The 26,331-nt window shown below is 70.7% G+C and carries 29 protein-coding genes; 22 read left to right on the top strand and 7 right to left on the bottom strand.

Annotation, left to right across the window (positions count from 1 at the left end; translation table 11 throughout):
- Positions 1 to 19: 19 nt before the first annotated feature.
- Positions 20 to 811 carry an amino acid ABC transporter substrate-binding protein gene (locus CAL11_RS10540; protein WP_003817462.1) on the bottom strand — a complete coding sequence of 264 codons (792 nt, stop codon included), beginning with the start codon at positions 809 to 811 and terminating at the stop codon, positions 20 to 22.
- A gap of 316 nt (positions 812 to 1,127) precedes the next feature.
- Between CAL11_RS10540 and napE the strand changes: the two genes are divergently transcribed.
- The 19 genes from napE to CAL11_RS10445 all read left to right on the top strand — a co-directional run bounded on the left by napE (position 1,128) and on the right by CAL11_RS10445 (position 16,965).
- Positions 1,128 to 1,286, top strand: a complete 159-nt coding sequence (gene napE / locus CAL11_RS10535; protein ID WP_086092888.1) for a periplasmic nitrate reductase, NapE protein — start codon at positions 1,128 to 1,130, stop codon at positions 1,284 to 1,286.
- The gene (locus tag CAL11_RS10530; protein WP_086092887.1) at positions 1,286 to 1,621 is read left to right on the top strand and encodes a chaperone NapD; all 336 of its coding nucleotides are present in this window, start codon (positions 1,286 to 1,288) and stop codon (positions 1,619 to 1,621) included. The genes napE and CAL11_RS10530 overlap by 1 nt, the downstream gene beginning before the upstream one ends.
- The gene (gene napA, locus CAL11_RS10525) at positions 1,605 to 4,100 is read left to right on the top strand and encodes a periplasmic nitrate reductase subunit alpha (RefSeq protein WP_033459911.1); all 2,496 of its coding nucleotides are present in this window, start codon (positions 1,605 to 1,607) and stop codon (positions 4,098 to 4,100) included. The genes CAL11_RS10530 and napA overlap by 17 nt, the downstream gene beginning before the upstream one ends.
- 19 nt (positions 4,101 to 4,119) lie before the next feature.
- Positions 4,120 to 4,596 (top strand): nitrate reductase cytochrome c-type subunit, encoded by a 477-nt coding sequence (locus CAL11_RS10520; RefSeq protein WP_086092886.1) that lies wholly within the window; start codon positions 4,120 to 4,122, stop codon positions 4,594 to 4,596.
- Between the two features lie 16 nt (positions 4,597 to 4,612).
- A complete protein-coding gene (locus CAL11_RS10515; protein ID WP_033459905.1) occupies positions 4,613 to 5,266 on the top strand; it encodes a cytochrome c3 family protein in 654 nt (217 codons plus the stop codon).
- Entirely contained in the window at positions 5,253 to 5,927 is a 675-nt protein-coding gene (gene ccmA / locus CAL11_RS10510; protein WP_086092885.1) for a heme ABC exporter ATP-binding protein CcmA, read from the top strand. Before CAL11_RS10515 ends, ccmA begins: the two co-directional genes overlap by 14 nt.
- Entirely contained in the window at positions 5,893 to 6,558 is a 666-nt protein-coding gene (gene ccmB / locus CAL11_RS10505) for a heme exporter protein CcmB (protein WP_086092884.1), read from the top strand. Before ccmA ends, ccmB begins: the two co-directional genes overlap by 35 nt.
- Before the next feature lie 7 nt (positions 6,559 to 6,565).
- Positions 6,566 to 7,351 (top strand): heme ABC transporter permease CcmC, encoded by a 786-nt coding sequence (gene ccmC, locus CAL11_RS10500; RefSeq protein ID WP_086092883.1) that lies wholly within the window; start codon positions 6,566 to 6,568, stop codon positions 7,349 to 7,351.
- A complete protein-coding gene (locus tag CAL11_RS10495) occupies positions 7,348 to 7,500 on the top strand; it encodes a heme exporter protein CcmD (RefSeq protein WP_086092882.1) in 153 nt (50 codons plus the stop codon). The genes ccmC and CAL11_RS10495 overlap by 4 nt, the downstream gene beginning before the upstream one ends.
- The gene (ccmE, locus tag CAL11_RS10490) at positions 7,487 to 7,948 is read left to right on the top strand and encodes a cytochrome c maturation protein CcmE (protein WP_086092881.1); all 462 of its coding nucleotides are present in this window, start codon (positions 7,487 to 7,489) and stop codon (positions 7,946 to 7,948) included. The genes CAL11_RS10495 and ccmE overlap by 14 nt, the downstream gene beginning before the upstream one ends.
- Positions 7,945 to 9,939: a heme lyase CcmF/NrfE family subunit gene (locus CAL11_RS10485; RefSeq protein ID WP_086092880.1), complete on the top strand. Its 1,995-nt coding sequence runs from the start codon at positions 7,945 to 7,947 to the stop codon at positions 9,937 to 9,939. Before ccmE ends, CAL11_RS10485 begins: the two co-directional genes overlap by 4 nt.
- On the top strand, positions 9,939 to 10,460 hold the full coding sequence (locus CAL11_RS10480) for a DsbE family thiol:disulfide interchange protein (RefSeq protein WP_033459958.1): 522 nt from the start codon (positions 9,939 to 9,941) through the stop codon (positions 10,458 to 10,460). Before CAL11_RS10485 ends, CAL11_RS10480 begins: the two co-directional genes overlap by 1 nt.
- On the top strand, positions 10,457 to 10,879 hold the full coding sequence (locus CAL11_RS10475) for a cytochrome c-type biogenesis protein (protein ID WP_086092879.1): 423 nt from the start codon (positions 10,457 to 10,459) through the stop codon (positions 10,877 to 10,879). Before CAL11_RS10480 ends, CAL11_RS10475 begins: the two co-directional genes overlap by 4 nt.
- Entirely contained in the window at positions 10,876 to 12,117 is a 1,242-nt protein-coding gene (ccmI, locus tag CAL11_RS10470) for a c-type cytochrome biogenesis protein CcmI (protein WP_086092878.1), read from the top strand. Before CAL11_RS10475 ends, ccmI begins: the two co-directional genes overlap by 4 nt.
- A 78-nt stretch (positions 12,118 to 12,195) precedes the next feature.
- Complete coding sequence (locus tag CAL11_RS10465; protein ID WP_068926138.1) at positions 12,196 to 12,609, top strand: PliI family lysozyme inhibitor of I-type lysozyme; 414 nt, start codon at positions 12,196 to 12,198, stop codon at positions 12,607 to 12,609.
- Between the two features lie 104 nt (positions 12,610 to 12,713).
- The gene (locus CAL11_RS10460; protein WP_208617579.1) at positions 12,714 to 13,283 is read left to right on the top strand and encodes a helix-turn-helix domain-containing protein; all 570 of its coding nucleotides are present in this window, start codon (positions 12,714 to 12,716) and stop codon (positions 13,281 to 13,283) included.
- 112 nt (positions 13,284 to 13,395) lie between these two features.
- Entirely contained in the window at positions 13,396 to 14,163 is a 768-nt protein-coding gene (locus tag CAL11_RS10455; RefSeq protein WP_033459878.1) for a response regulator transcription factor, read from the top strand.
- The gene (locus CAL11_RS10450; RefSeq protein ID WP_086092877.1) at positions 14,160 to 16,457 is read left to right on the top strand and encodes a sensor histidine kinase; all 2,298 of its coding nucleotides are present in this window, start codon (positions 14,160 to 14,162) and stop codon (positions 16,455 to 16,457) included. The genes CAL11_RS10455 and CAL11_RS10450 overlap by 4 nt, the downstream gene beginning before the upstream one ends.
- Positions 16,458 to 16,542: 85 nt before the next feature.
- Positions 16,543 to 16,965: a RidA family protein gene (locus CAL11_RS10445; RefSeq protein WP_086094550.1), complete on the top strand. Its 423-nt coding sequence runs from the start codon at positions 16,543 to 16,545 to the stop codon at positions 16,963 to 16,965.
- Positions 16,966 to 17,104: 139 nt separating this feature from the next.
- On the opposite strand, the gene CAL11_RS10440 is transcribed toward CAL11_RS10445, so the two are convergent.
- The 3 genes from CAL11_RS10440 to CAL11_RS10430 are packed head-to-tail and all read right to left on the bottom strand — an operon-like array spanning position 17,105 to position 20,226.
- Positions 17,105 to 18,022: a ketopantoate reductase family protein gene (locus CAL11_RS10440; protein WP_033459874.1), complete on the bottom strand. Its 918-nt coding sequence runs from the start codon at positions 18,020 to 18,022 to the stop codon at positions 17,105 to 17,107.
- Between the two features lie 10 nt (positions 18,023 to 18,032).
- Entirely contained in the window at positions 18,033 to 19,211 is a 1,179-nt protein-coding gene (locus CAL11_RS10435; RefSeq protein WP_033459872.1) for a mandelate racemase/muconate lactonizing enzyme family protein, read from the bottom strand.
- Positions 19,212 to 19,230: 19 nt separating this feature from the next.
- Positions 19,231 to 20,226, bottom strand: coding sequence for a Bug family tripartite tricarboxylate transporter substrate binding protein (locus CAL11_RS10430; protein ID WP_086092876.1), 996 nt, complete (start codon positions 20,224 to 20,226; stop codon positions 19,231 to 19,233).
- Between the two features lie 171 nt (positions 20,227 to 20,397).
- Here CAL11_RS10430 and leuC point away from each other — a divergent pair, with 171 nt between their 5' ends.
- The 3 genes from leuC to CAL11_RS10415 are packed head-to-tail and all read left to right on the top strand — an operon-like array spanning position 20,398 to position 23,457.
- Positions 20,398 to 21,819 (top strand): 3-isopropylmalate dehydratase large subunit, encoded by a 1,422-nt coding sequence (gene leuC / locus CAL11_RS10425; protein WP_086092875.1) that lies wholly within the window; start codon positions 20,398 to 20,400, stop codon positions 21,817 to 21,819.
- Position 21,820: 1 nt separating this feature from the next.
- On the top strand, positions 21,821 to 22,429 hold the full coding sequence (gene leuD, locus CAL11_RS10420; protein ID WP_086092874.1) for a 3-isopropylmalate dehydratase small subunit: 609 nt from the start codon (positions 21,821 to 21,823) through the stop codon (positions 22,427 to 22,429).
- Positions 22,417 to 23,457 carry a LacI family DNA-binding transcriptional regulator gene (locus CAL11_RS10415; RefSeq protein WP_086092873.1) on the top strand — a complete coding sequence of 347 codons (1,041 nt, stop codon included), beginning with the start codon at positions 22,417 to 22,419 and terminating at the stop codon, positions 23,455 to 23,457. Before leuD ends, CAL11_RS10415 begins: the two co-directional genes overlap by 13 nt.
- A 20-nt stretch (positions 23,458 to 23,477) precedes the next feature.
- On the opposite strand, the gene CAL11_RS10410 is transcribed toward CAL11_RS10415, so the two are convergent.
- The 3 genes from CAL11_RS10410 to CAL11_RS10400 are packed head-to-tail and all read right to left on the bottom strand — an operon-like array spanning position 23,478 to position 26,325.
- Positions 23,478 to 24,341: a Bug family tripartite tricarboxylate transporter substrate binding protein gene (locus tag CAL11_RS10410; RefSeq protein WP_086092872.1), complete on the bottom strand. Its 864-nt coding sequence runs from the start codon at positions 24,339 to 24,341 to the stop codon at positions 23,478 to 23,480.
- Positions 24,338 to 25,531, bottom strand: coding sequence for a CaiB/BaiF CoA transferase family protein (locus CAL11_RS10405; RefSeq protein ID WP_086092871.1), 1,194 nt, complete (start codon positions 25,529 to 25,531; stop codon positions 24,338 to 24,340). The genes CAL11_RS10410 and CAL11_RS10405 overlap by 4 nt, the downstream gene beginning before the upstream one ends.
- Positions 25,528 to 26,325: a citryl-CoA lyase gene (locus CAL11_RS10400; protein ID WP_086092870.1), complete on the bottom strand. Its 798-nt coding sequence runs from the start codon at positions 26,323 to 26,325 to the stop codon at positions 25,528 to 25,530. Before CAL11_RS10400 ends, CAL11_RS10405 begins: the two co-directional genes overlap by 4 nt.
- Positions 26,326 to 26,331: the final 6 nt, after the last annotated feature.

Here is a 26,331-nt window from a genome sequence, read left to right as displayed (position 1 = left end):
CGGACCGGGACGGGGCCGCTTACTTGATGATGTTGGCGCCGAACCACTGGGTGGCGATGCGGCCGGCGGTGCCGTCCTCCTTCATCGACGCCAGGGTCTTGTCCAGCTTGGCGAGCAGCTCGGTGTCGTCCTTGCGCACGCCCACGCCGTAGTCCTCGGTGCCGAAGTTCTCTTCCAGGACGCGGTACTGCCCTTCGCGCTTGCTGGCCAGGTAGCGGCCCACCACTTCGTCGACCACGATGGCGTCCAGGCGGCCGGCCGCCAGGTCCATCAGGGCGGTGACGTTGTCGGCGAAGGTCTTGATTTCCTTCAGGCTGGCGGCCACCGGGGCGTCTTTCTTGATGGCGTCGACCGCGCTGCTGCCTTCCTGGGCGCCGACCACCTTGCCGGCCAGGTCGGCCTTGGTCTTGATGGGCGAGGCGCTGCCCACGATGATGATCTGGTGGTTGGCCATGTAGGGCGCGGTGAAGCTGATGTTCTTCTTGCGCTCTTCGGTGATGGTCAGGCCGTTCCACAGCACGTCGACGCGCTTGCCGTTGAGTTCGGCTTCCTTGGCGCTCCAGTCGATCGGCTTGAATTCGACCTGCATGCCCAGGCGGCGGCTGGCTTCCTTGGCCATGTCGATGTCGAAGCCGACCAGTTCGTTCTTCTCGTCGCGAAAGCCCATGGGCGGGAAGTTGTCGTCCAGGCCGACCACGACCTTCTGGGACGCGGCCGGCGCGCTGGCGGTGGACGAGGCGTCGTCGCCCTGGCCGCAGGCGGCGAGCAGCGCGGTGGCCGAGAACAGCAGTACAGCGGTGATTTTCTTCATGGATAGTGGCCCGACGGGCGCAAGAATGGACAACGGTGCGGCGCAGCCCCAGGCTGCGGACAGCCATTTTATCCCCCCGGGGACGGGGGCGCCGGGCGATCAAGGCCGCAATTGTAGCCATACCGGGGCGCGGCGGCCCGCTATCGGGACGTACGGGGACATCGAACCGGACTATTTCCGCCGGCCCGGCGGCGTGGCCGGCCGGCGGCTTGCCGTGCCGCAACATTGATTTATGTCATTGACCCCCATGACCGGCCTTTGATACAACGATGTCATTGGCACGTTGGCGCAATATCAACCAGCAGAAAGGTGACGCGTGGCGAACGATCCAACCACCTACAGCAAGCGCCAGGAACTCAACAGTTTCCTGCTGCTTGCGGCGGTGATGGCCCCTGTGATCACAGGCATCATCATCGTGACCTACGGTTTCGCCGTATGGTTCTACCAGCTGCTTGCCGGCCCTCCCGGCAGTTGATGGCGCAGCCCCCCATGTCAGCCCTTCCCTCCCGCGCACTCGCGCCGCCGCCGGTGGCCGAGCTGCATATCACCAGCATGGTCGTGCATGCCCTGCCCGGGCGCGCGCAGGCGCTGGGCGCGGCCATCGCCGCCCTGCCCGGCGCGGAAATCCATGCGGTGTCCGATACCGGCAAGCTGGTCGTCACGCTCGAAGCCCACAGCACGGGCGAAATGATGGAGCGCATCGCCGCCGTGCAGGGCCAGGACGGCGTGCTCGCCTCGGCGATGGTCTATCAACATATCGATACTTTGGACTCGATGAACGAGGAGATTGACGATGTCAATGGCTCGTAGGGATTTCATCAAGCAGACCGCCGCCGCGGCCGCCGCCACCGTGGCCGGCGTGCCGTTGACGGGGTATACCCAGAACATCGTGACCGAGTCGGAGGCCGCCAAGCTGAAGTGGTCCAAGGCGCCCTGTAGATTCTGCGGCACCGGCTGCGGCGTGAACGTGGCCGTCAAGGACAACCAGGTGGTGGCCACGCACGGCGACTTCAACGCCGAGGTCAACAAGGGCCTTAACTGCGTCAAGGGCTATTTCCTGTCCAAGATCATGTACGGCAGCGACCGCCTGACCCAGCCGCTGTTGCGCATGAAGGACGGCAAGTACGCCAAGGACGGCGAGTTCGCGCCCGTGTCCTGGGACCAGGCCTTCGACGTGATGGCCGAGCAGTTCAAGCGCGTGCTCAAGGACAAGGGGCCGGAAGCGGTCGGGATGTTCGGCTCGGGCCAGTGGACCGTGTGGGAAGGCTACGCCGCGCTCAAGCTGATGAAGGCGGGCTTTCGCACCAACAACCTCGACCCCAACGCGCGCCACTGCATGGCCTCGGCCGCGGTGGGCTTCATGCGCACCTTCGGCGCCGACGAGCCGATGGGCTGTTACGACGACATCGAAAACGCCGACGCGTTCGTGCTGTGGGGCTCGAACATGGCGGAGATGCACCCCATCCTGTGGACGCGCGTCACCGACCGGCGCCTGAGCGCGCCCGCCACCAAGGTGGCGGTGCTGTCGACCTTCGAGCACCGCTCGTACGAGCTGGCCGACCTGACGCTGACGTTCGAGCCGCAAAGCGACCTGGCGATCCTCAACTACATCGCCAACCACATCATCCGGACCAAGCGCGTCAACCGCGACTTCGTCGACAAGCACACGGTGTTCCGCGAAGGCAACGCCGATATCGGCTATGGCCTGCGCCCCGAGCATCCGCTGCAGCAGGCGGCCAGGAACGCCGGCGACGCGGGCGGCTCCAAGCCGATCACCTTCGACGACTTCGCGCGCTTTGTCGCCAAGTACGACCTGGAGTACACCGCCAAGCTGAGCGGCGTGCCCAAGAACCGCCTGGAGGAGCTGGCCGAGCTGTACGCCGACCCGAAAGTGCGTGTCACCTCGTTCTGGACCATGGGTTTCAACCAGCACACGCGCGGCGTGTGGTGCAACAACATGGTCTACAACATCCATTTGCTGACCGGCAAGATTTCCACCCCGGGCAACAGTCCGTTCTCGCTGACCGGTCAGCCGTCGGCCTGCGGCACCGCGCGCGAGGTGGGCACCTTCTCGCACCGCCTGCCGGCCGACCTGGTGGTCACCAACGCCGAGCACCGCCGCCACGCCGAGGAGATCTGGAAGCTGCCCGACGGCACGATCCCGTCCAAGGTGGGCGCGCACGCCGTGCTGCAGAACCGCATGCTCAAGGACGGCAAGATCAACGCCTATTGGGTGATGGTCAACAACAACATGCAGGCCGCCGCCAACCTGATGAACGAGGGCTTGCCCGGCTATCGCAACCCCGAGAACTTCATCGTGGTGTCCGACGCCTACCCGACCGTCACCACCCTGTCGGCCGACCTGATCCTGCCGGCGGCCATGTGGGTGGAGAAGGAAGGCGCCTACGGCAACGCCGAAAGGCGCACCCAGTTCTGGCACCAGCTGGTCGACGCCCCGGGCCAGGCGCGCTCGGACCTGTGGCAGCTGGTGGAGTTCTCCAAGCGTTTCAAGGTCGAGGAGGTGTGGCCGGCCGACCTGCTGGCCAAGAAGCCCGAGTACCGCGGCAAGACGCTCTACGACGTGCTGTTCGCCAACGGCAAGGTCAACCAGTTCCCCAACACCGAGCTGGACCCGGAGTACGCCAACCAGGAGGCGCAGGCCTTCGGCTTCTACCTGCAGAAGGGCCTGTTCGAGGAATACGCCGAATTCGGCCGCGGCCACGGCCACGACCTGGCGCCGTTCGACGTCTACCACAAGGCGCGCGGCCTGCGCTGGCCGGTGGTCGACGGCAAGGAAACCCTGTGGCGCTACCGCGAAGGCTCCGACCCCTACGTCAAGCCGGGCACGGGGTTCCAGTTCTACGGCAACCCGGACGGCAAGGCGGTGATCTTCGCCCTGCCCTACGAGCCGCCGCCCGAGGCGCCGGACAAGGAGTACCCGTTCTGGCTGTCGACCGGCCGCGTGCTGGAGCACTGGCACTCGGGCTCGATGACGCGGCGCGTGCCCGAGCTGTACAAGGCCTTTCCGGAGGCGGTCTGTTTCATGCACCCCGACGACGCCCAGGCGCTGGGCGTGCGGCGCGGCGTCGAGGTCGAGGTGGTGTCGCGGCGCGGCAAGATGCGCACGCGCGTGGAGACGCGCGGACGCGACAAGCCGCCGCGCGGACTGGTGTTCGTGCCGTGGTTCGACGCGGGACAGCTGATCAACAAGGTCACGCTGGACGCCACCGACCCGATCTCGTTCCAGACCGACTTCAAGAAATGCGCGGTCAAGATCGTGAAGGTCTGACCAGGACAGGGAGACAGCCATGAGCTTACGCACCGCCGCCATCGTCCTGTCCGCCGCGCTGGGCGCGGCCGCCTGGGCCGCGCCGCCCCTGCCGCTGCAGGACCCCATGCGCGGACCCACGCCGGTGGCCGAGGAAACCGATCCGCCGCTGATGAGCCCGGTCGAGAACAAGGATATCCGCCGCGTGCGGACCTACTCCATGCAGCCGCCGACCATTCCGCACAAGATCGACGGCTACCAGATCGACAAGAACTTCAACCGCTGCCTGGCCTGCCATGCTCGGGTGAACACCGAGGAAACGCAGGCGCCGCCGCTGAGCGTGACCCACTACATGGACCGCGACAGCAACGTGCTGGCCGAGGTGTCGCCGCGCCGCTATTTCTGTGTGCAGTGCCACGTGCCGCAGGCCGAAGCGCGCCCGTTGGTGTCCAATACCTTCCAGGATATCGACGTGATCCTCAAGCGCCTGACGGCGCCGAAACCGGACCAGAAATGACGGGCGGGTGCCAGCCATGAGAGAACTCATCAAGCGCTATTGGGACATCATCCGCCGCCCCAGCGTGCATTTCAGCCTGGGCTTTCTGACCGTGGGCGGCTTCGTCGGCGGCATCCTGTTCTGGGGCGCCTTCAACACCGCCATGGAGCTGACCAACACCGAGCAGTTCTGCACCGGCTGCCACGAAATGCGCGACAACGTGTACGCCGAGCTCAAGGGCACCATCCACTACACCAACCGCTCGGGTGTGCGGGCCATCTGCTCGGACTGCCACGTGCCGCACAACTGGACCGACAAGATCGCCCGCAAGATGCAGGCCTCCAAGGAGGTCTGGGGCAAGATCTTCGGCACCATCAACACGCGCGAGAAGTTCGTCGAGAAGCGGCTGGAGCTGGCCCAGCACGAATGGGCGCGCCTGAAGGCCAACGATTCGCTCGAGTGCCGCAACTGCCACAACTACGAGTCCATGGACTTCACGCGCCAGAGCGTGCGCGCGCAGAACATGCACTCGACCTATCTGGCCGACAAGAGCAAGACCTGCATCGATTGCCACAAGGGCATCGCCCATACGCTGCCGAAGATGCCGCCGGACCAGACCTCGCTGGCGCCGCCCGCGGCGGGCCCGGCGCGCGAACTGGCGCGCGCGGAAACCGGCCATGCGAAACGCTGAGTCCGCGCCCGCCCTGTTGGCGGCGCACGGCCTGGTGGGACGGCGCGGCGGCCGCCGGCCGCTGGACCTGAGCCTGCGGCCGGGGCAGTTGCTGCACGTGCGCGGCGCCAACGGCAGCGGCAAGACCAGCCTGTTGCGCACGCTGGCCGGTCTGCTGCGGCCGCGGCGCGGCGAGGTGCGCTGGCACGGCGCCGACATCCACGCCGACCTGGCCGGCTACTGCCTGCACATGGCCTACCTGGGCCACGACAATGGCTGCAGCGATGCGCTGACCGCGCGCGAGAACCTGCGCTACGCGCTGCACGTGGCCGGCGCGCCGCGCGCCGAGGCGGAACTGGAGCAGGCCTTGCGGGACTGGGGCCTGGCCGCGGGCGCCGACGCGCCGGCCGCGCGCCTGTCGCAGGGCCAGGGCCGCCGGCTGGCGCTGGCGCGCGTGATGCTCTCGCGCAAGCGGCTGTGGCTGCTCGACGAGCCCGACGCGGGCCTGGACGCCGCCAGCCTGCGGCGGCTGCACGGCATGCTGCAAGCGCACCTGGCCGGCGGCGGCGCGGCCGTGCTGGCGTCGCATCGCGGCGGCGACGCCTGGGCCGGCTGTACGCAAACCCTGGAACTGGACGAATACGCGCATGCTGAAGTCGTTGGCGCAGATTGCCTGGCGTGAGCTGCGGCTGGCCTGGCGCAGGCCGGCCGATACGCTGGGCGCCACGCTGTTCTTCGTGGTGGCGGGCACGCTGTTCCCCTTGGCGCTGGGCCCGGACCCGACGCTGCTGGCCGCCATCGGTCCGGGCGTGCTGTGGGTGTCGGCGCTGCTGGCGATCCTGCTTTCGCTGCAGCAACCCTTTGTCCACGACCACGGCAGCGGCGCCCTGGAGCAATTGCTGGTCTCGCCCCATCCCCTGCCCGTGCTGGTCGGCCTGAAGCTGGCCGCGCACTGGCTGGCCACCTGCGTGCCGCTGATCCTGGCCAGCCCCTTGCTGGCGCTGCAGTTCGGGCTCTCGGCCCAGGCCGTCGGCGTGCTGGCGCTGTCGCTGCTGCTGGGCACGCCGACGCTGGCGCTGATAGGCGGACTGGGCGCGGCGCTGACGCTGGGGCTGCGCGGCGGCGCCCTGCTGCCGCTGGTGGTGCTGCCGCTGTACGTGCCGGTGCTGATCTTCGGCAGCGGCGCGGTGGCCGCCACCGCGTCCGGCCTGGGCGCCTGGCCGCAATTGTCCCTGCTGGGCGCATGCCTGTGCCTGGCGATCCTGTTGTGCCCGTGGAGCGCCTCGGCGGCGCTGCGCGTGGCGTTGGAGTAAGTACGCCATGTCGAAATCATCGGCCGCCCTGCCCGTGCGCGACCGTCCCGCCGGCGGCCGCGGCTGGCTGCGCTATGCCTCGCCCGCCCTGTTCTACCCCCTGGCCGGCCGCTGGGCGCCGCGCCTGGGCGCGCTGGCCGCGCTGCTGGCGGCGGCCGGGCTCTACCTGGGGCTGGCGGTGGCGCCGGTCGACAGCCAGCAAGGCGAGGTCTACCGCATCCTGTTCGTGCACGTGGCGGCGGCCTGGATGTCGATGTTCCTGTACCTGGTCATGGCCGGCTACGCCGCGCTGGGGCTGGTCTACAACACGCGGCTGTCGTTCATGATGATGCGGGCGCTGGCGCCGACCGGCGCGCTCTTTACCGTCGTCACCCTGTGGACCGGGGCCTTGTGGGGCAAGCCGACCTGGGGCGCCTGGTGGGTCTGGGACGCGCGCCTGACTTCCGAGCTGATCCTGCTGTTCCTCTACCTGGGTTTCATGGCGCTGCAGGCGGCCGCGGGCGACACGCGGCGCGCCGACCGCGGCGGCGCCGTTCTGCTGCTGGTGGGCGTGATCAACATCCCCATCATCTATTTCTCGGTGACCTGGTGGAACACCCTGCACCAGGGCGCCTCGATTTCGCTGACCGCCGCGCCCAGCATGGCGCGCATCATGGTGGCGGCCACCCTGCTGATGGTGGCGGCGTTCTGGGCCTACAGCGCCGCGGTGGCGCTGGCGCGCGCGCGCGTCATCATCGCCGGCCGCGAGCCGGCCGCGGCGGCCGGCGGCCCGTCATCGCGGGAGGCCCCATGAGCTGGGACGCGCTGTTTTCCCTGCAGGGGCACAGCCCCTATATCCTGGCCGCCTATGGCGGCGCCGCGCTGTTGATCGCGATCGAGCTGGCCATGCTGTGGCGCGCCGCGCGGCGTCCGGCCGCCGGAGGCGACGATGGCGACGCGTAGAGGCCGCCGCGCGCTGCTGATCGCGGGCGGCGTGGGCCTGCTGGCGCTGGCCGCCGCGCTGGTGCTCAATGCGCTGCGCTCGAACCTGGTGTTCTTCTTCAGCCCCACGCAGGTGCACGCGCGCGAGGCGCCGTCCAGCGGCAGCTTTCGCGTGGGCGGGCTGGTGCGCGCCGGCTCGGTCGAGCGCGCCGCCGACGGCCTGACCCTGCGCTTCGTCGTCACCGATACGGCGCGCGAGGTGCCGGTGGCCTATACGGGACTGCTGCCGGCGCTGTTTCGCGAAGGCAAGGGCGTGGTGGTGGCCGGCAGCATGGGCGCCGACGGCGTGTTTCGCGCCACCGAGGTGCTGGCCAAGCACGACGAGAACTACATGCCGCCGCAGGCCGCCGACGCGCTCAAGCAAGCCGGCGCCCTGCCGAGCGCCACCTTGCGGACGGAGGCGCAATGATCCCGGAAGTCGGTCTGTTCAGCCTCATCCTGGCGCTGCTGGTGGCCATGGTGCAGGGCGTGCTGCCGCTGGTGGGCGCATCGACCGGCTGGCAGGCCGGCCTGCGGGTGGCGCGGCCGGCCGCCGTCACCCAGTTCTGCCTGGTCACCGTGGCCATGGCCTGCCTGGCGTGGTCGTTCCTGGCCAACGACTTCTCGGTGCTGTACGTGGCCGGCAACTCGCACGCCGACCTGCCCGCCGCCTACCGCTTCGCCGCGCTGTGGGGCGGCCACGAGGGTTCGCTGCTGCTGTGGCTGTACCTGCTGACCGCCTGGACCCTGGCGGTGGCGCTGCACAGCCGCGCGCTGCCGCCGGCCTTCGCCGCGCGCGTGCTGGCGGTCATGGCCTGGATCAGCATCGGCTTCCTGCTGTTCCTGCTGTTCCTGTCCAACCCGTTCGAGCGCCTGATGCCGCCGGCGCAGGCCGGCCGCGACCTGAACCCCCTGCTGCAGGATCCGGGCATGATCGTGCATCCGCCCATGCTCTACATGGGCTACGTGGGCTTTTCGGTGGCGTTCGCGTTCGCCATCGCCGCGCTGCTGTCGGGCGAGCTGGACGCCATCTGGGCGCGCTGGGTGCGGCCCTGGACCTTGCTGGCATGGATGTTCCTGACCGTCGGCATCCTGCTGGGCAGCGCCTGGGCCTACTACGTCCTGGGCTGGGGCGGCTGGTGGTTCTGGGACCCGGTCGAGAACGCCTCGTTCATGCCCTGGCTGGCCGGCACGGCGCTGATCCATTCCCTGATCGTCACCGAGCGGCGCGGCGCCTTCCGCAGCTGGACGGTGCTGCTGGCCATCGCCGCGTTCTCGCTGAGCATATTGGGCACGTTCCTGGTGCGCTCCGGCGTGCTGACCTCGGTGCACGCCTTCGCGGTGGACCCCGGCCGCGGGCTGTACATCCTGGGCTTCATGACGCTGATCGTGGGCGGCTCGCTGGCCCTGTACGCCTGGCGCGCGCCCACGGTCGGCCTGGGCGGCAGCTTTGCCCTGCTGTCGCGCGAGTCGCTGCTGCTCGGCAACAACGTGGTGCTGGCCGCGGCGACCGGCGCGGTGCTGCTGGGCACCCTGTACCCGGTGGCGCTCGATGTGCTGGACTGGGGCAAGATCTCGATCGGCCCGCCCTACTTCGAGGCTGTGTTCGTGCCGCTGATGACGCCGGCGATCTTCCTGATGGGCGTGGGCCCGATGGCGCGCTGGAAACACAGCGCCGTGCCGGACCTGGCGCAGCGCCTGCGCATCGCCTTCGGCGTGAGCCTGGCCACCGCGCTGGCCGTGCCGCTGGCCTGGCCCGGCGCGCGCGCCTGGCCAGGCTCGCCGCTGATCGTATTGGGCCTGTGGCTGGCGGCCTGGTCGGTCGCCAGCGCCGCCGCCCATGCCTGGCAGCGCCTGGCCGACGGCGAAGGCTCTTGGGCGCGCCGCCTGCGCCGCCAGCCGCGCGCCTGGTACGGCATGCTGCTGGCGCACGCCGGCGTGGGCGTGTTCATCGCCGGCGTGACGCTGGCCAACGGCTATGAAGACAAGCAGGAACTGCGCATGGACATCGGCGCCACCCAGGCCGCCGGCGGCTACCAGTTCACGTTCGCCGATATCGCGCCGGCCGCCGGCCCCAACTACCAGGCCGAACGCGCCCGCTTCGTGGTGACGCGCGACGGCCGCCCGGTCGTCACGCTGCATCCGGAAAAGCGCCACTACACGGTGCAGGGCATGCCGCTCAGCCATGCCGCCATCGACACGCGCTTCACCCGCGACCTGTTCGTGGCGCTGGGCGAGCCGGTCGGCGAGCGGGCCTGGACGGTGCGGCTGCAGGTCAAGCCCTTCATGGCCTGGATCTGGTCCGGTTGCGTGCTGATGGCGCTGGGCGGCCTGATGGCGGCCACCGACCGGCGCTACCGCCAGTGGCGCGCCGCCGAGGCGCGCCGCGGCGTGGCGGCGGTGGCGCGGGAGGCCGGCTGATGCTGCGCTACCTGTTGCCGCTGGCGGCCTTCCTGGCCATGGCCGCGTTCCTGGCGCTGGGCCTGGGCCGCGACCCGCGCGCCCTGCCCTCGGCCATGCTGGACAAGCCGGCCCCGCCCATCGGCCTGCCGCTGCTGCAAGACGACGGACGGCGGCTCGACCTCGCCGAACTGCGCGGGCGCGTCTGGGTGCTCAATGTATGGGCCTCGTGGTGCGCGCCTTGCCGCGAAGAGCTGCCCTTGCTGCAGGAAGTCGGGCCGCGCGACGCGGTGCCCATCTACGGGCTCAACTACAAGGACAAGCCCGAGGACGCACGCGCCTGGCTCGCGCGCCACGGCAATCCGTACGTGGCCTCGGCCAGCGACGTCGACGGCCGCGTCGGCATCGAGTACGGCGTCTATGGCGTGCCGGAAACCTTCGTCATCGACGGGGCCGGCCGCATCCGCTACCGGCAGCTCGGCGTGCTGACCCCGCAGATCTGGCGCGAGCGCCTGTTGCCCGTCATAGAGGGCCTGCGATGAGACGCGCGGCCCTGCTATTGGGATTGTGGCTGCTGCTGGGCGCTCCGGCGGCGGCCGATATCGCGCAGCGCGAATTGCGCCTGGCGCATTCGTTGCGCTGTCTGGTCTGCCAGAACCAGACCCTGGCCGAGTCCAACGCGCCGCTGGCGCACGACATGCGCGCCCTGATCCGCCAGCAACTGGCCGACGGCCGCAGCGACGAGGAAGTGATGCAGTTCTTCGAGGACCGCTACGGCGATTTCGTGCGCTACGAGCCGCCCTTCAAGCCGGCGACCTGGCTGCTGTGGCTGGGGCCCTTCGCGCTGCTGCTGGCCGGCTTCGCTGTCCTGTGGCGCACGCTGGCGCGCCGCCCCGGCGCCGCGCCGCTGACCGACGCGCAGCGCGCCCGCGCCGAACGCTTTCTGGACGAGGAATCATGACCGCGCTGTGGCTGATCGTGCTGCTGTTGCTGCTGGCCACGCTGGCGGCGCTGATCCTGCCCATGCTGCGCCGCGAGCGCGCGACCGGCCAGGCCGACGCCGCGGCCACGGTGCGCGCCTTCTACCAGGCGCAGCGCGCGCAGTTGCAGCGCGAGCTGCACGACGGCGCCCTGACCGCCCAGGCCCATGCGCGCGCCGAGGAAGAGCTGCAGCGCGAATTGCTGCAGGCCCTGGATGCGCGCCGCGACACCGCGCCCGCGCCGGCGCGGCGCGCCAGCCTGGCGGCGGCCTGCGCGCTGAGCGTGGCCGTGCCGGTCGCGGCCATGCTGCTGTACCAGCACCTGGGCGACCCGCGCGCGGCCGCCTCGATGATGCTGGCGGCGCCCCAGGATGCCCACGCCGAGGACGCCGCCCAGGACATGACCCAGGCCATCGGCGCGCTGGCCGAACGGCTGCGCCGCCAACCCGACGACGCCGAGGGCTGGTACATGCTGGCGCGCTCGTACGAGACGCTGGGCCGCTATGACGACGCGGTCGCCGCCTATATGGAAACCGTACGCCTGGTGCCGGACCAGCCGGCCCTGCTCGCCGACCTGGCCGACGCCTTGCTGTCGGCCAATGGCGGCGCGCCCGACGCCAAGTCCGAGCGCGTCATCGCCCAGGCGCTGGCCTTGCAGCCCGACCAGCCCAAGGCCCTGGCGCTGGCGGGCATGGCGGCCTTGCGGCGCGGCGACGCGGCGCAGGCCCTGGCGCACTGGCAGCGGCTGAAGACGCTGCTGCCGCCCGATTCGTCGGCGGCCGCCCAGATCGACAACAACATCGCGCAGGCACGCGCCATGGCCACGGGCGCCGCGCCCGCGACCGCGCCCGCCCCGGCGCCGCCGGCGGCGGCGCCCGACAGCCTGGCCGGCCAGGCGTCGATCGCCGCGGCGCTGCGCGCGCAGGTCGCCGATACCGATACCGTGTTCATCCTGGCGCGTCCGGCCGACGGGACGCGCATGCCGCTGGCGATCCTGCGCAAGCAGGTGCGCGAACTGCCGCTGGATTTCACCCTGGACCGAAGCCAGGCCATGTCGCCGCAGGCCACCCTGGCCCAGGCCGGCACGGTGGACGTGGAAATCCGCGTCAGCCGCGCCGGCACCGCCCAGGCCCAGCCCGGCGACCTGGCAGGCGTCTTGCGCGGCGTGAAGGTGGGCAGCAGCGGCCTGCGATTGGTGGCCGACACGGTGGTGCGCTGAAACGGGCTTGCGCCGCCGCCGCCCAGCTCATACAGTGGCGGGACCGGCGCCAGCCGCCCTGCCCGAGGAATCTTCGCCATGCCGTCTTGCCGTCCACGCATTGTCCTGGCCAGCCTGGCCGTGCTGCTGGCCCTGCCGGCCACGCATGCGCTGGCCGCGCCCTCGGACGCCGCGCCCTGCCCGCCCGCCGGGCAGGCCGTCAGCGCGCCGCTGCCCGGCGGCGGCGCGGTGGTCGTCAGCAACGGCGCCTGCGAGCCGGCTTCGATCGGCTCGTACGTCGTCAGCCGCTACGACGACCTGGATACCGGCGCCTTTCGCGCCGGCCTGGCCATCGCGCGCGATGGGGTACTGGTGGACTGGGCGCTGGACGAACGCCAGGGCAGGCGGGTGCTGCGGCTGGTCAGCGAAACGGCGGGATCCGGCGCCTATCGCAACACGCAGTACATCGAACTGACCGGCGACGGCGGGCTGCGCCTGCTCGACAGGCCGTAAAGCAAAGCATTACGGCGCCCGCGCAAACGCGCGGCGGTGCGCGATGCGGTCTACTGGCGTATTGGGCCGCCTCTGGCGGCCAGCCACGGACCTTGCCTTCAACCATGACCGCCGAGACCCCGCTTGGCGCGCCCGCGCCCGCCAACCACGCCCTGCTCAACGACGAATCGCTGCGCGCCATGCTGGCCGAGCGCGATCTGCTGACGCTCGACGGCCAGGGCCGCTGGGCCATCATCGGGCTCGATCATGCCGAATCGGCGCAGTACCTGCGCTACCTGTGCGGCTATGGCGGACCGCAATGGTGGAGCGCCGACAATGTGAGGCGCTTCGGCCAGCTGGCGCAACGCCACAAGGGCGCCTTGCGCCGCCGCGCCAGCACGGCGCGCGAGCCGCGCGCGCCGCGTGCCGAACCCTGCGCGGGCGGCGGCGCCAATGCCGGCGGACCAGGCGTGCCCGATGCGGTGGCCGCCGTCGCGGCGCGCCACGGCGGCAGGCTGTTGTATGCGTGGCGGCTGCACCTGGGCCTGACACAGGCGGAGGTGGCCGCGCGCATGGGGATTACGCAAAGCACCTATGCGGTGATGGAGAGCCGCGCGTCCGGACGCCACCGCCGCCAGACGCTGCTGCGCCTGGCCGTGGCGCTGGGGCTGAGCCTGCGCCAGCTTGGCGCATAGCGCCACTTTGCAATCCTTGACGTCGGGGCGCTGCGCATGCGTGGACACTGCCGCGACGCTGTCCTACCATTGCCCGTTCTTCCGCTACACCCCGACCGCTTGCGTCCACTGCATGGAGTCGCCCGCGCCGTTGACCGATAACGGCCACCTTCTCCTCGTCGACGACCAGCTCGACGAACTGCGCGTTCTGATAGAACTGCTGCGCCAGGCCAACTACCGCATCAGCGTGGCTTTCGACGGCGCACAGGCCTATCAGCGCGCCGTCGCGCGCATGCCCGACCTGATCCTGATGGACGTGCGCATGCCCGGCACCGACGGTTTCGCCGCCTGCCGCCTGCTCAAGAGCAACCCCGCCACGGCCCGCATCCCCGTGCTTTTCCTGAGCTCCATGGCCGACCTGGACCATCGCCTGGAGGGGCTGGAGAACGGCGGCTCGGATTATGTCCTCAAGCCATTCGAACCGGCCGAAGTGCTGGCGCGCATCCGTATCCACCTGGGCGCGGCGCCGGCCGGGCCGGCTTGCGCCGTGGGCGCCAACCCGAGCCACGACGAGGTGCTGGTCCAGGCGGCGCGCCGGCATCTCGCCACCCGCCTGTCCGAACCGCCGCGCCTGGGCGAGCTGGCGCGGCGGCTCGGAACCCACGAAAAGCGCCTGACGCGGGCATTTCGCGCGGTACTGGGCATGACGGTCTTCGAGTACCTGCAGGACCAGCGGCTGGGCGCGGCCGCCGGCCTGCTGGCCGGCAGCTCGCTGAGCGTGGCGCTGATCGCCGAGGAAACGGGGTTCTCCAGCGCGGCCAACCTGGCCACCGCGTTCCGCCTGCGCTACGCCATGACGCCCACGGCCTATCGCGCGCGGGCTGGCGCGGCAGGCCCGTGAGCGCGGCGCGGCCGGGGCCGGCCTGGCGCGCGGCGACCCTGCTGCTGGCTGCCCTGCTGTGGTGCGGCGCGGCCCTGGCCCATCCCGGCACGCTGGCGCTGCGCCAGGACATGGCCTGGCCCCTGGCGCCGCCCGAACCCCTCTGGATTCACGATGATCTCGCCGGCTCGCTAACCGCGCGGCAGGCCGCCGCCTTGCCGCTGGACGCGCCCGGCGGCTACGCGCGCGCCAACCCGGACAACCTGGCGGCGCATCGCATCGGCTCGGTGCGCTGGCTGTTGCTGCCGCTGGCCAATGCCTCGGCCGAGCCATTGGCGCTGGTGTTCGTGCCGGGCGTCAGCCATGTCGAGCAGGTCGATTTCCATGTGTTGCGCGGGCAAGGCTGGACGCACGTCACGGCCGGCGCGGGCCGACCCATGTCGGCCTGGACCCACCCCGAACGCCGCATCGCCGCGCGCCTGACGCTGGCGCCGGGCGAGACGGCGCGCCTGCTGGTGCAATTGCGCAGCCAGGCGCCGCATGCGCTCAAACCCCGCCTGTACAGCCTGCAAGCCTACGAGGCCGGCGAGCGGCGCGCCGCGCTGTGGGACGGCGCGCTGATCGGCGGCCTGCTGGCCCTGGCCTGGTGCGCGCTGCTGGTGTGCGTGCTGGCGCGCAACGCGCCGTTTCTGCTGCTGGCCTGGGCCTGCGTGACGGCGGCGCTGTTCGAGGCGGCCAAGCGCGGCTATGCCCATTTCCTGCTGTGGCCCGAGGCGCCGGACTGGAACCTGCGCAGCCTGGCCGTGCTGTCGAGCAGCACCAGCGCGCTGGTGATGCTGTTCGTGCTGACGCTGGCGCGGCGCGAAGGCTACCGAGTGCCGCTGCCGGCGCTGACCTGGAGCCTGCTGGGCATGCAAGGCCTGCTCGCGGCGTACGGCTGGTTCGGGCCGGTGGGCGTGGCGCGCGTGGCCACCATCATCGGCAACGCGCTGTTCATGGCGGCGCTGGTCGCGCTGGCGGTCGCGCTGGTGCGGCGCAGCATCCCGGCGGCGCGCCTCATCCTGCTCGCCACCGTGGTGGCGCTGTTCAACTATTCGTTGACGCTGGCCGAGATATTCGGTTGGGGCCAGGCGTTCTTTCGCCGCTTCAGCATGGGGGTGGACCCCAACCCGGTGGTGGCGCAGGCCGGCCTGCTGGCCTATCTGATCGTGCTGGCCGCCTGGATCCAGTTCGTCATCCAGCAGCGCACCGTCGCGCGCCGCGCCCTGGGCCGCTGGCAGGAAGACGAGCACGAGCGCCTGCGCCGCGAGGTCGCCCGCCAGACGTCGGCGCTGCACGATGCGCTGAACTACGCGCGCGACAAGAACCGCCAGATGACGCTGACCATGGGGTATGTCGGCCACGACCTGCGCGCGCCGCTGGCCGCCGTCACCGGCCACGTGCGCCTGCTGGAGCAGAAGGCCGACGGCGCGCTGGCGCCGCACGTACACGCCATCGAGCGCAACGTGCAGTACCAGATCGCGCTGATCGACGATTTGCTCGACTATGCCCGGGGCGAGACCCAGCCGCTGGCGCTGGCGCCGGCCCCCACGCGGCTGGAACCGCTGCTGCGCGACGTGTCGCAGTACACCGAGGCGCTGTGCGCGCCGCACGGCAACCGCTACGTGTATTCGCCGCCGGCCCGCCTGCCGCGGCTCTTGCACCTGGATGGCCGGCGGCTGCAGCAGGTCCTGCTGAACCTGCTGGCCAATGCGGCCAAGTTCACACGCCATGGCGAGGTGCGGCTGCGCGTGGCGGCCGAGCGCCGCCGCGACGGCTGGCGGCTGGCGTTCGATGTCAGCGATACCGGGCCCGGCATCGACCTGCCGGAGCAGGCGGCGATATTTTCCGCGTTCCAGCAGTTCGAACGCAGCCAGGGCGGCGTGGGCCTGGGCCTGTTCATCGCCCGGCGCATCGTCCAGCAAATGGGCGGCACGCTGCGCGTGGCCAGCGCGCCCGGCCAGGGCTGCCGCTTCAGCTTCGACATACTTGCGCACTCGCTGTCGCCGGAGGCGGTGACGCCGGCGCCGTCGGCCCGGCCCGCCGCTCGCGCCCGCGTGCGGCTGCACCTGCCCGATGCGGAGCGCATGCGCCTGGCCATCCTGGCGCGCGACGGCCAGCTGACCGAGATCGAACATTGGGTGGCGCGCATCGAGCGCCTGTACCCGGCCTGCGTCGCCGGGCTCGACGCGGTGCGCGCCGCGCTGGCCATGCTGGATTTCCCGGCCATCGAGGCCCTGGCGCTGGAACGCGCGCCGCCTGCGCCCGCGCGGTGAACGGCGCGCGGCGCTTGCCCTGCCACGCCATCGCCCCGAGAATGGCCGCTTCGGACTTTTTCATGCCTTGCAGAAGGAAACCTACATGCCTGCCATTACCCGCATCGCCAGCCCCCTGCCCCTGCCCTTTTCGCGCGCGACCATCGCCGGCGGCTTCCTGTTCCTGTCCGGCCAGATCCCGATGGACGCCAGCGGCCAGGTAGTGCGCGGCGACATCCGCGCCCAGACCGACGCCGCCATCGCCCGCATACGCGAAACGCTGGCGCTGGCCGGCGCCGGCCTGCAGGATGTGGTGAAGGTGACGGTGTGGCTGTCCGATCTGGCGCTGTTCGCGGATTTCAACGACGCCTACAAACAGCACTTCCAGGACGGCTTCCCGTGCCGCAGCACCGTCGAAGCCAAGCTGGCCATGGACGTCGACGTGGAGATCGAAGTCCAGGCCTGGATCGGCGACAGAACGCCGCGCGGCGGCGCCAGCTACGCGCCCGGCCCGGTATCGGAAGCGTGATTACCCGGGTGCCTGTCCCAGCATGGGGACTGGCACCCGCAAACCCTGATGCCTGCCCCCGCTGGGACAGGCTCTTCGTCGTATGCCATCGACGCGTGACGGCCAGGCGGTATCCGTCCCTGCGCGGGACTCACCCCGATTACTTCCACGCCTCCTCGCGCTGCTTGACCAGCGCGGTAAGGGCCTGGTTGACCGGAGCCTGGATGCCGGCGCGCGCCGCCTGCCTGGGGATGGCGCCGTTGATGTAGTCGATCTCGCTGACGCGCCGCTGTTCATGGTCCAGCATGACCGAGGGCTTGGCGCCGCGGATGCGTTCGCCGAATGCGCGTACGTGCGCCACCGGGTCCTCCACCGCGATCGGCACGCCCAGCGCGCGCGCGACGTTCCAGGCTTCGGTGGCGGCGGCCTGGCTGACCGCGCTGGCATGCGGGGCGTCCAGCACTTCGCCGATGGTCAGGCCCGTCAACGTGCACGGCGCGCTGTAGGCCACGTTGCAGATCAGTTTTTCCCATTGCATGGCGGGCAGGTTGTCGACCGCCTGCGCGTTGAAGCCCGCGCCGCGCCACACTTCGGCGATGCCGTCCAGCTTGTCGGCGCCGAGGCCGGCGTAGGCGCCCATGCGCACCGCCGACATGCCGTTGTGGTGCACGTGCCCCGGGCCGCTCAGCGAGGCGCCGAAGGCCGCCGCGATGCCCACGGCCAGACGCTCGCCGCCGATGGCCTCGGCCACGCTGTCGGCGCTGCCCAGGCCGTTCTGGATGGTCAGCACCAGGGTGTCGGGGCCCAGCATGGCGCGCGCCTGCGCCGCGGCGCTGCCGGCCTGGGCGGCCTTGACCGCGATGATGATCAGGTCCACCGGCTCGGCCGGCGCCTCGCGGTAGGCCCGCAGTCGCGCCACCCGATCGCCGCTGGCGCCTTCGACGCGCAGGCCCTGCTCGGACATGGCCTGGACGTGCTCGGCCCAGCGGTCGATGGCGATGACGTCATGGCCGTTGGCCGCCAGCAGGCCGGCATACACCGAGCCCATCGCACCGCATCCCATAATTGCAATCTTCATGATTTCTTCCTTACGCCTTGCCGTGCGCCAGTACGGACATGTACGGCGCCAATTCTTGTTTCTGCTCCAGCCCGAAGCCCGGCGCGTCGGTGGGCCGCACCTGCCCCCCGCCCAACGCGCACGCCGCCGGGTAGCCGCCGAAGGGCTGGAACACGCCCGGGTAGGCCTCGCAGCCGCCCAGCCCCAGTCCGACCGCGATGTGCAGGTTGATCAGGTGGCCGCCATGCGGGTGCAGGCAGGAGCGCCCGAAGCCGGCAGCTTCCACCGCCGCCATCATGCGCAGGTACTCGGTCAGGCCGTACGAGAGCCCCGGGTCCATCTGCAGGATATCGCGGCCGGGCCGCATGCCGGCGAAATGCAGCAGGTTCCGGACGTCGGGCAGCGAGAACAGGTTCTCGCCGGTGGCGATGGTGCCCGCGTAGGCCTGCGCCACCTGGCTGTTCAGGTGGTAATCGAGCGGATCGCCGATTTCCTCGTACCAGCGCAGGCCGTAGGGCTCCAGCGCGCGCGCATAGGCCAGCGCGGTATCCAGGTCGAAGCGGCCATTGGCGTCGACCGCCAGGTTGGCGCCCTCGCCCGCCACGCCAAGCGCCGCCTCGATGCGGGCTAGGTCGTCGCCCAGCGACGCGCCGCCGATTTTCATCTTGAACTTGACGAAGCCCTGATCGAGATAGCCGCGGAATTCGTCGCGCAACCGCTGCAGCGGATCGCCGCTGTCGTAGTAGTAGCCGCCGGCCGCATAGACCTGGGTGGCGCCGGCTTGCGCCGGCCGTCCGGCGTGGCGCGCGATCGTGCAATAGGCGGGCTCGTCGCGCAGCTTGGCGTTCAGGTCCCAGAACGCCAGTTCCAGCGCGCCCACCGCCGCCGCCCGATCGCCATGCCCGCCCGGCTTCTCGTTGCGCAGCATGATGGCGCTGGCGCGGGCCGGGTCGAACGCCTGCCCGCTGTCATCGAGCAGGTCGGCCGGCGCGGCCTGCAGCAGGCGCGGGATGAAGCGCTCGCGCATCAGCCCGGGCTGGGCATAGCGGCCGATCGAATCGAAGGCATAGCCGATGAGCGGCCGGCCGTCGCGCACGACGTCGCTGACCAGGGCGACCAGCGAGACCGTGTGCTCGGCGAAACTGACCAGCGAATTGGAGATGTTGCCCTGCAGGGGAACGGCGATTTCTCGTATGGCGGTGATGCGCATGGATACTGGGTAGCAAGGGTTACTGAACGGTGATGCCGGCGGCCTGGATGATCTGCGACCAGCGCTGCGTATCGGCCTTGATGAGTTCGGCGAACGCCGCCTGGGTGTCGACCACGGGCCAGGCGCCCAGCTCCACCATGCGCTTTTTCATATCCTCGGTCTGCAAGGCGCTGGTCAGGGCGGCGTGGATCTTCTCCAGCACGGGCTCGGGCGTGCCGGCCGGCGCCAGCAAACCATACCAGCTGGGCGAATCGAAGTCTTTCACGCCGCCTTCGGCGATGGTGGGCACCTTGGGCGCGCCGGGAAAACGCTGTCCCGAGGTCACCGCGATGGCTTTCAGCTTGCCGTCGCGCAGGAACGGTTCGGCCACCGCCAGGCCCGTGATCAGCAGCGGGATCTGGCCGGACACCACGTCCGAGATGGCCTGGGCGCCGCTCTTGTAGGGAATGTGCGTCATGCTCATGCCGGTGGCGCGGTTCAGGCGCTCGCCCACCAGATGGCCCATGCTGCCCGCGCCGGCGCTGCCGAAATCCAGGCGCGCATCGGGCTTGCCGCCCAGCTTCACCAGTTCGGGCAGCGTGTCGGCCTTGACCGCCGGGTTGGCGACCAGCACCAGGGGCACGACCGCGATGCGCGAGATGGGCGCGAAGTCGCTTTCGGGCTTGAACGGCAGCTGGCTGTACAGCGTGGGGTTGATGACCAGGGTGGCGTCGGCGGCGAACAGCAGCGTATAGCCGTCGGGCGCGGCCTTGGCCACGGCGTCGCTGCCGATGTTGCCGTTGGCGCCGGGGCGGTTTTCCACGATGACGGTCTGTTTGAGGGCTTCGCCCAGCTGCTGGCCCAGCACGCGGCCCAGGATGTCGGTGGTGCCGCCCGCGCCGAACGGCACGATAAGGCGGATCGGGCGCTCGGGGTACGCGGTCGCCGCGCCCGCGGCGGGCGCGGCCGCGGCCCACAGGCCCAGCGCGGCGAACAGGGCGGCGGTCTGGCCGCGTACTCGCTTGATGCTATTCATGGTTGTCTCCTCGCTGTGTCGGCACTACGATGTGTTTTTCTTAGTGCACACGTTTGCACTAGTCGAACTATAATTAGCCAAGGTTAGGGCGTCAATACGACAGAACATACTGGTTTACCCGATATAAACTGCCGCGATGAAGATTTCATACGTGTGCACCAAGGAGGCAGAATGACCCCATCTTCCCCAGCGAACGCGCGGCCGCGCACCCTGTTCGACCGCCTGTGGGACAGTCACCATGTGGCCGACCTGCCCGACGGCCGCAGCCTGATCCACATCGACCGGCACCTGCTGCACGATCTTTCCAGCCCGCAGGCCTTCTCCGCGCTGCGCGCGCAGGGCCGGCCGGTGCACAGCCCGGCGCGCAACGTGGCCATCGCCGACCATATCGTCTCGACCGCCCCCGGACGGCGCGGCGAACACGTCGACGGCAGCCAGGCCATGATCAATGCGCTGGCCGCCAACGCCGCGCGTACCGGCATCCGGCACTATGGTCCGGACGATCCCGACCAGGGCATCGTGCACGTGATCGCGCCCGAGCTGGGCCTGGTGCTGCCCGGCATGACGGTGGCCTGTGGCGACAGCCACACCTCGACGCTGGGCGCGCTGGGCGCGTGGGCGTGGGGCATCGGCACCTCGGAGGCCGAGCATGTGCTGGCCACCCAGACGCTGGCCATGCGCCGCCCGCGCGCCATGCGCCTGACGCTGCAAGGCGCCCTGCCCGCCGGCCTGAGCGCCAAGGACCTGACGCTGCACGTGCTGCGCCAGCTCGGCGTGCGCGGCGCGGCCGTGGGTTTCCTGGAGCTGGCCGGCGCCCCGGTGGCCGCGCTCTCGATGGAGGAGCGCCTGACCTTGTGCAACATGGCCATCGAGGCCGGCGCGCGCGCCGCGCTGATCGCGCCCGATGACGTCACCCTGGATTACCTGCGCCGCCATGCCCCCGCGGTGCGCGACGACGAGGCGGCGCTGGCGGCTTTTCGCGCGCTGCGCAGCGATGCGGGCGCGCGCTATGAATCCGAACGCACGATCGCCCTGGCGCTGCGGGCGCCGCAGATGACCTGGGGCGTGAACCCGGCCCAGGTCGTGGACGTGCACGAACCGCTGCCCGATCCGGCCGTGGCCTCCGACGCCGGCGAGCGCGCCGCCATGCAGCACGCCTATGACTACATGGGCCTGCGCGCGGGCCGTCCGTTGGCGGGCGTGCCGGTGCAGTGGGCGTTCATCGGTTCGTGCACCAACGGCAGGCTGTCGGACCTGCAGGCCGCAGCGGCGGTGGCGCGCGGCCGGCGCGTGGCCGCCGGCGTGCGTGCGCTGGTGGTGCCCGGTTCGCAGCGGGTCAAGCGCGCCGCCGAGGCGCTGGGGCTGGACCGCGTGTTCGTCGACGCCGGCTTCGAGTGGCGCGAGCCGGGCTGCTCGATGTGCGTGGGCATGAACGCCGACAAGGTGCCGGCCGGCCAGCGCTGCGTCTCCACCTCCAACCGCAACTTCGAAGGCCGGCAGGGGCCGGGCGCGCGCACCCACCTGGCCAGCCCGGCCAGCGCCGCGGCGGCCGCCATCGCCGGCGCCATCGTCGATCACAGGGATCTGGTCTAATATGCAAGCCTTCATTCGAGCCCACGGCATCATCCTGCCCATGAACCAGGACCACGTCGACACCGACGCGATCATTCCGCAGCGCTGGCTGGTAACCGTCGAACGCGACGGCCTGGCCGACGGCTTCATGGGCGCCTGGCGCTATGACGAACACGGCGAGCCCCGCCCCGAGTGCGTGCTCAACCAGCCCGCCTACCAGGGCGCGGCCATCGTGCTGGCGCGCGAGAACTACGGTTGCGGCTCGTCGCGCGAACACGCGGTCTGGGCCCACCAGGGCTACGGCATCCGCGCCATCATCGCGGCCAGCTACGGCCCCATCTTCCACGAGAACTGCCTCAAGAACGGCCTGCTGCCGGTCACCCTGCCCGCGGCCGACGTCGAGACGCTGATGGCGCAGGTGCTGGCCGATCCCGGCTGCGCCTGCGAGGTGGACCTGGTCAGCCAGCGCGTCATCGGCCCGGACGGCCGCGCCTATCCGTTCGAGATCGACGCGGGCCGCCGCCAGCTGCTGCTCGAGGGCATCGACGACATCGACCTGGCGCTGGCGCGCGCGGCCGACATCGCGGCGTTCCAGCGGCGCCAGCTACAGGATCAGCCATGGCTGGCATAGCCGCGCGCACCAACGTCACCATCAAGGACATCGCGACCCGCCTGAAGCTGTCGCATGCCACGGTGTCGCGCGCGCTGGCCGACCATCCCAAGATCAGCGCCGCCACCAAGGCCAGCGTGCGCGAGGCCGCGCAGGCCATGGGCTACGTGCCCAACGGCACGGCACAGAACATGCGCACGGCGCACAGCCCGGTGATCGGGCTGATCGTGCCCGACATCCAGAACGACTTCTATTCGGCCGTGGCCAAGATCGTGGCCGACGCGGCGGTGGCGCGCGGCTTCCAGCTGGCGCTGAGCATCACCGAGGACAACCCCGAGCGCGAGTTCAACGACTTGCGCGCGTTCGTGGTGTCGCGCGCGGCCGGCGTGATCATCACGCCCACCATCAAGCCCAAGCCCGAGACCATCGCCCTGCTCAAGGGCGTGCGCGCCATCCAGCTGATCCGCCAGCACGCGGCGGTGGCGGCCGAAGCGGTGGTGATCGACGAACGGGCCGCCACGCGCGCCGCCGCCGAGCACCTGATCCACTACGGCCATCGGCGCATCGCCTACGTGGGCACCACCACGGACCTGAGCCTGGGCGAAGACCGCCTGTCCGGCTTCAACAGCGCCATGGGCAAGGCCGGCCTGGACGCCAGCCTGACCGCCGTCGGCCCGCCGCGCGTCGAGTTCGCGCATCGCGCCGTGCACGGCATGATGAGCGGCCCCAAGCCGCCCACCGCGCTGATCATCGGCAGCTCGCGCCTGACCGTCGGCGCGCTCAAGGCGTTGCGCGGCCTGGGCCTGTCGTGCCCGGCCGATGTGTCGGTGGTCGGCTATGGCGATCCCGACTGGTTCGAACTGGTGGGCGACGGCCTGACCACGGTGTCGCCGCCGGTCTATCCGCTGGGCGCCTACGCCATCAATCTGCTGCTGGCGCGCATCCAGGGCGAGGCCGTGCCGGCCGTCGCCGACCCGGCGCACGCCACCGCCTCGCGCTTTCCCGCCACGCTGGCCATCCGCGGCTCGACGCGCCCGCTGGCGCGCTGAGCCGTCCCGCCTCTTGCGCCTTACTGCGCGCGGATGCCCGCCGCGCTGATCATCTCGCGCCATTGCTGCGTGTCGCGTTCCAGGAACTGCTCGAACGCCTTGCGGTCCATGACGGCCGGCACATAACCCAGGTCGCTGAACTGGCGGCGCAGCGCCGCATCGTCCATGACCCGGGCCAGCGCCGTATTGAGACGATCCAGGATGGCCGGCGGCACGCCGGCCGGCGCGACCAGGCCATACCAGATCTGCACGTCATAGCCAGGCGCGGCCTGCGCCACCGGCGGCAGCGCCGGCATGGGCGCAAACGCCTGCGCCGTGGAGATGGCCAGCGCCCTCACCTTGCCGGCGTCGAGCATCGGCCGGCTGGCGCCCAGGCCGGCGAAGGTGAAGTCCACCTCGCCCGAGGACAGCGCCACCAGCGCCGGCGCCGCGCCCTTGTAGGCCACCGCGGTCAGGTCCGCGCCCGACAGATGCTTGAGCCATTCGGTGGACATGGCCTGCAGACTGTTGGGCCCCAGCGAAGCGTAGTTCATGCGCCCCGGCGCCTGCCTGCTGGCCGCCACCAGGCCGGCCATGTCCTTGACCGGCGAGCCGGCCGGCACCAGCGCCAGCATGGGCACACCCACCAGCGGCGCCACCGCGGCGAACTGCGCCGGCTTGTACGGCAGGTTGGTGTCCAGCACCCAGTTGATCGAGTACGTGCTGGTGACCAGGCCGATGGTGTAGCCGTCCGGCGCGGCGCGCGCCACGCTGCCGGTGCCGCCGCCAGGCGGGTACGGCACGATCAGGTGCACCGGCCGCGCCGGGTAGTCCTGGGCCGCCGCGGCGGCGGCAACGCAGGCGAAGGCGGCGCCCAGCGCCCATTGGAGGATGTTCGGTTTCATGCGCGGGCTCCGTGCTCGGTGGCGTCGATGGCGCCGCAGGCGCGCAGGCGTTCGATTTCCTCGGTGTCGAAGCCCGCCTGGGCCAGGACTTCCAGCGTGTGCTCGCCGAATGCCGGCGGCGGCGCGAAGGCGCTGTGATTGTCGCCATCGAAACGGATGGCGCGGTTGGCGGCGGTCACCGGCCCGTGCAGCGGATGCCGCATCTCCTGGAACACGCCCAGATGGCGCACCTGGGCGTCGCCGGCCAGCTCGTCGAGCAGGCGTTCCGGCGCGGCCGGCACGTCGTGCGCTTCGAGCACGCGCATCCAGTCGGCGCGCTCGCGTTGCGCGAACACCGCCGCCAGTTCGCGCGCCAGCGCCTCGTAGCCGTCGACCCGGCTGGCGCGGTCGGGAAAGCGCGCCAGCAGGTCGGGCCGCTCGATGGCCGCAACCAGCGACCGCCAGAACTTCTCGGGGCTGGACAGGTGCAGGCCGATGCGCAGGCCGTCGGCGCAGGTCAGGATGTACGACTGCGACAGCGAGGCGCGGCTGTAGTGGGCCGGCCGCGCGCCCTTGGCCGACAGTTGGCCCAGCGGCTCGGTGGAAAAGGCGATCAGCGACTCCAGCATGGAGACTTCCACCTTGCGCCCCTGGCCGCTGCGGGCGCGTTCGAGCAAGGCGGCCAGCACGCCCATGGCGGCGTACAGGCCGGTCAGCGAGTCGGACACCGGCGGGCCGGGCACGCGCGGGTCACCGCCCTGGTGGAACATCGACAGCCAGCCCGACAAGGCCTGGCCGACGTTGTCGAAGGCCGGCCGGTGCGCATAGGGGCCGCTGGCGCCGAAGCCGGTGATCGAGCAGTACACCAGGCCCGGGTTGAGCGCGCGCAGGCTTTCGTAGTCCAGGCCCAGCTTGTGCTCGGCGCCCGGGCGCATGTTGAGCAGCACCACGTCGGCCGAGGCGATCAGGCGGCGCAGCGCCGCCTGCCCTTCGGGCGTGGCGAACTCCAGCGCCAGGCTGCGCTTGTTGCGGTTGTGCGACTGGAAGTGCGGACCGTACAGTCCGCCCTCGAAGGCGCGAAACGGATCGATGGCGTCGCGCGACTCCACCTTGACCACGTCGGCGCCCAGCTCGCCCAGCAATTGGCCGGCCAGCGGCGCGGTGATGAAGCGGCCCAGGTCGAGCACGCGGATGTGTTGCAACAGCTTCATGAACGCGCCTCCTGGGCCGCCGGCTTCAGGTGCGCCGACACTTCGGCGTCGGTGCGCACCCACAGGCGTTCGGCGATGGGATTGCGCAGCTCCTCGGCGATGTGGCCGACCAGGCCGACCGCGCGGCCGATCACCGCGATGCCGCGGCACAGCTGCCAGGCAATGCCCAGCTCGCTGGCCAGCGCCGCCAGCGCGCCGGTGGCGTTGACCGGCAGCACGCCCGGCTTGCCCAGCGCCTTCTCGGCCTGCGCCGAGATGGCCTGCATCAGCGCCACGTAGCGGCCATGAAAGCCGGTGCGCTCGGCCAGCGCGAACAGCGCCGTGGTGCGCGGATCCACCGGCTTGTGCACCGGGTGGCCGATGCCGGGCAGCATCTGGCGGGCCGCGCGCTGTTCGGCCACGATGCGCTGCGCGGTGGCGTCGATGTCCAGCGCCTGGTCGCTGCCCAGCGGCAGGGCCTCCTGCAGCAGCCGCGCGGCGCCCTCGGCGGTGCCGACGAACTTGGTGCCCATGCCGCACAGCCCGGCGGCGATGGCGGCCTGCATCGATTCGGGAGCGCCCAGGTAGGTCAGGCGCGCCACCATGGCGGTGGGCGTCATGCCGTGCTCGACCAGCACGGCGAGCAAGGCGTTGAACAGCGTGGATTCCTGCGGATCGGGCTTGCGGCCGGTGATCTCGAGGAAGGCGAAGTCGCCCAGGTTGAGGTGGCCGATGATCTCGTGGTTCAGATCGTGCCCGCGCACGACGATGGTGCGGGCATCGCTCCAGCCCATGTCGGAAGTCAGTGCATTCATGATGAA

The sequence above is a fragment of the Bordetella genomosp. 6 genome (genome assembly GCF_002119705.1).
GTDB lineage: Bacteria > Pseudomonadota > Gammaproteobacteria > Burkholderiales > Burkholderiaceae_B > Bordetella > Bordetella bronchiseptica_F.
This window is presented reverse-complemented; position numbering and strand designations above follow the sequence as displayed.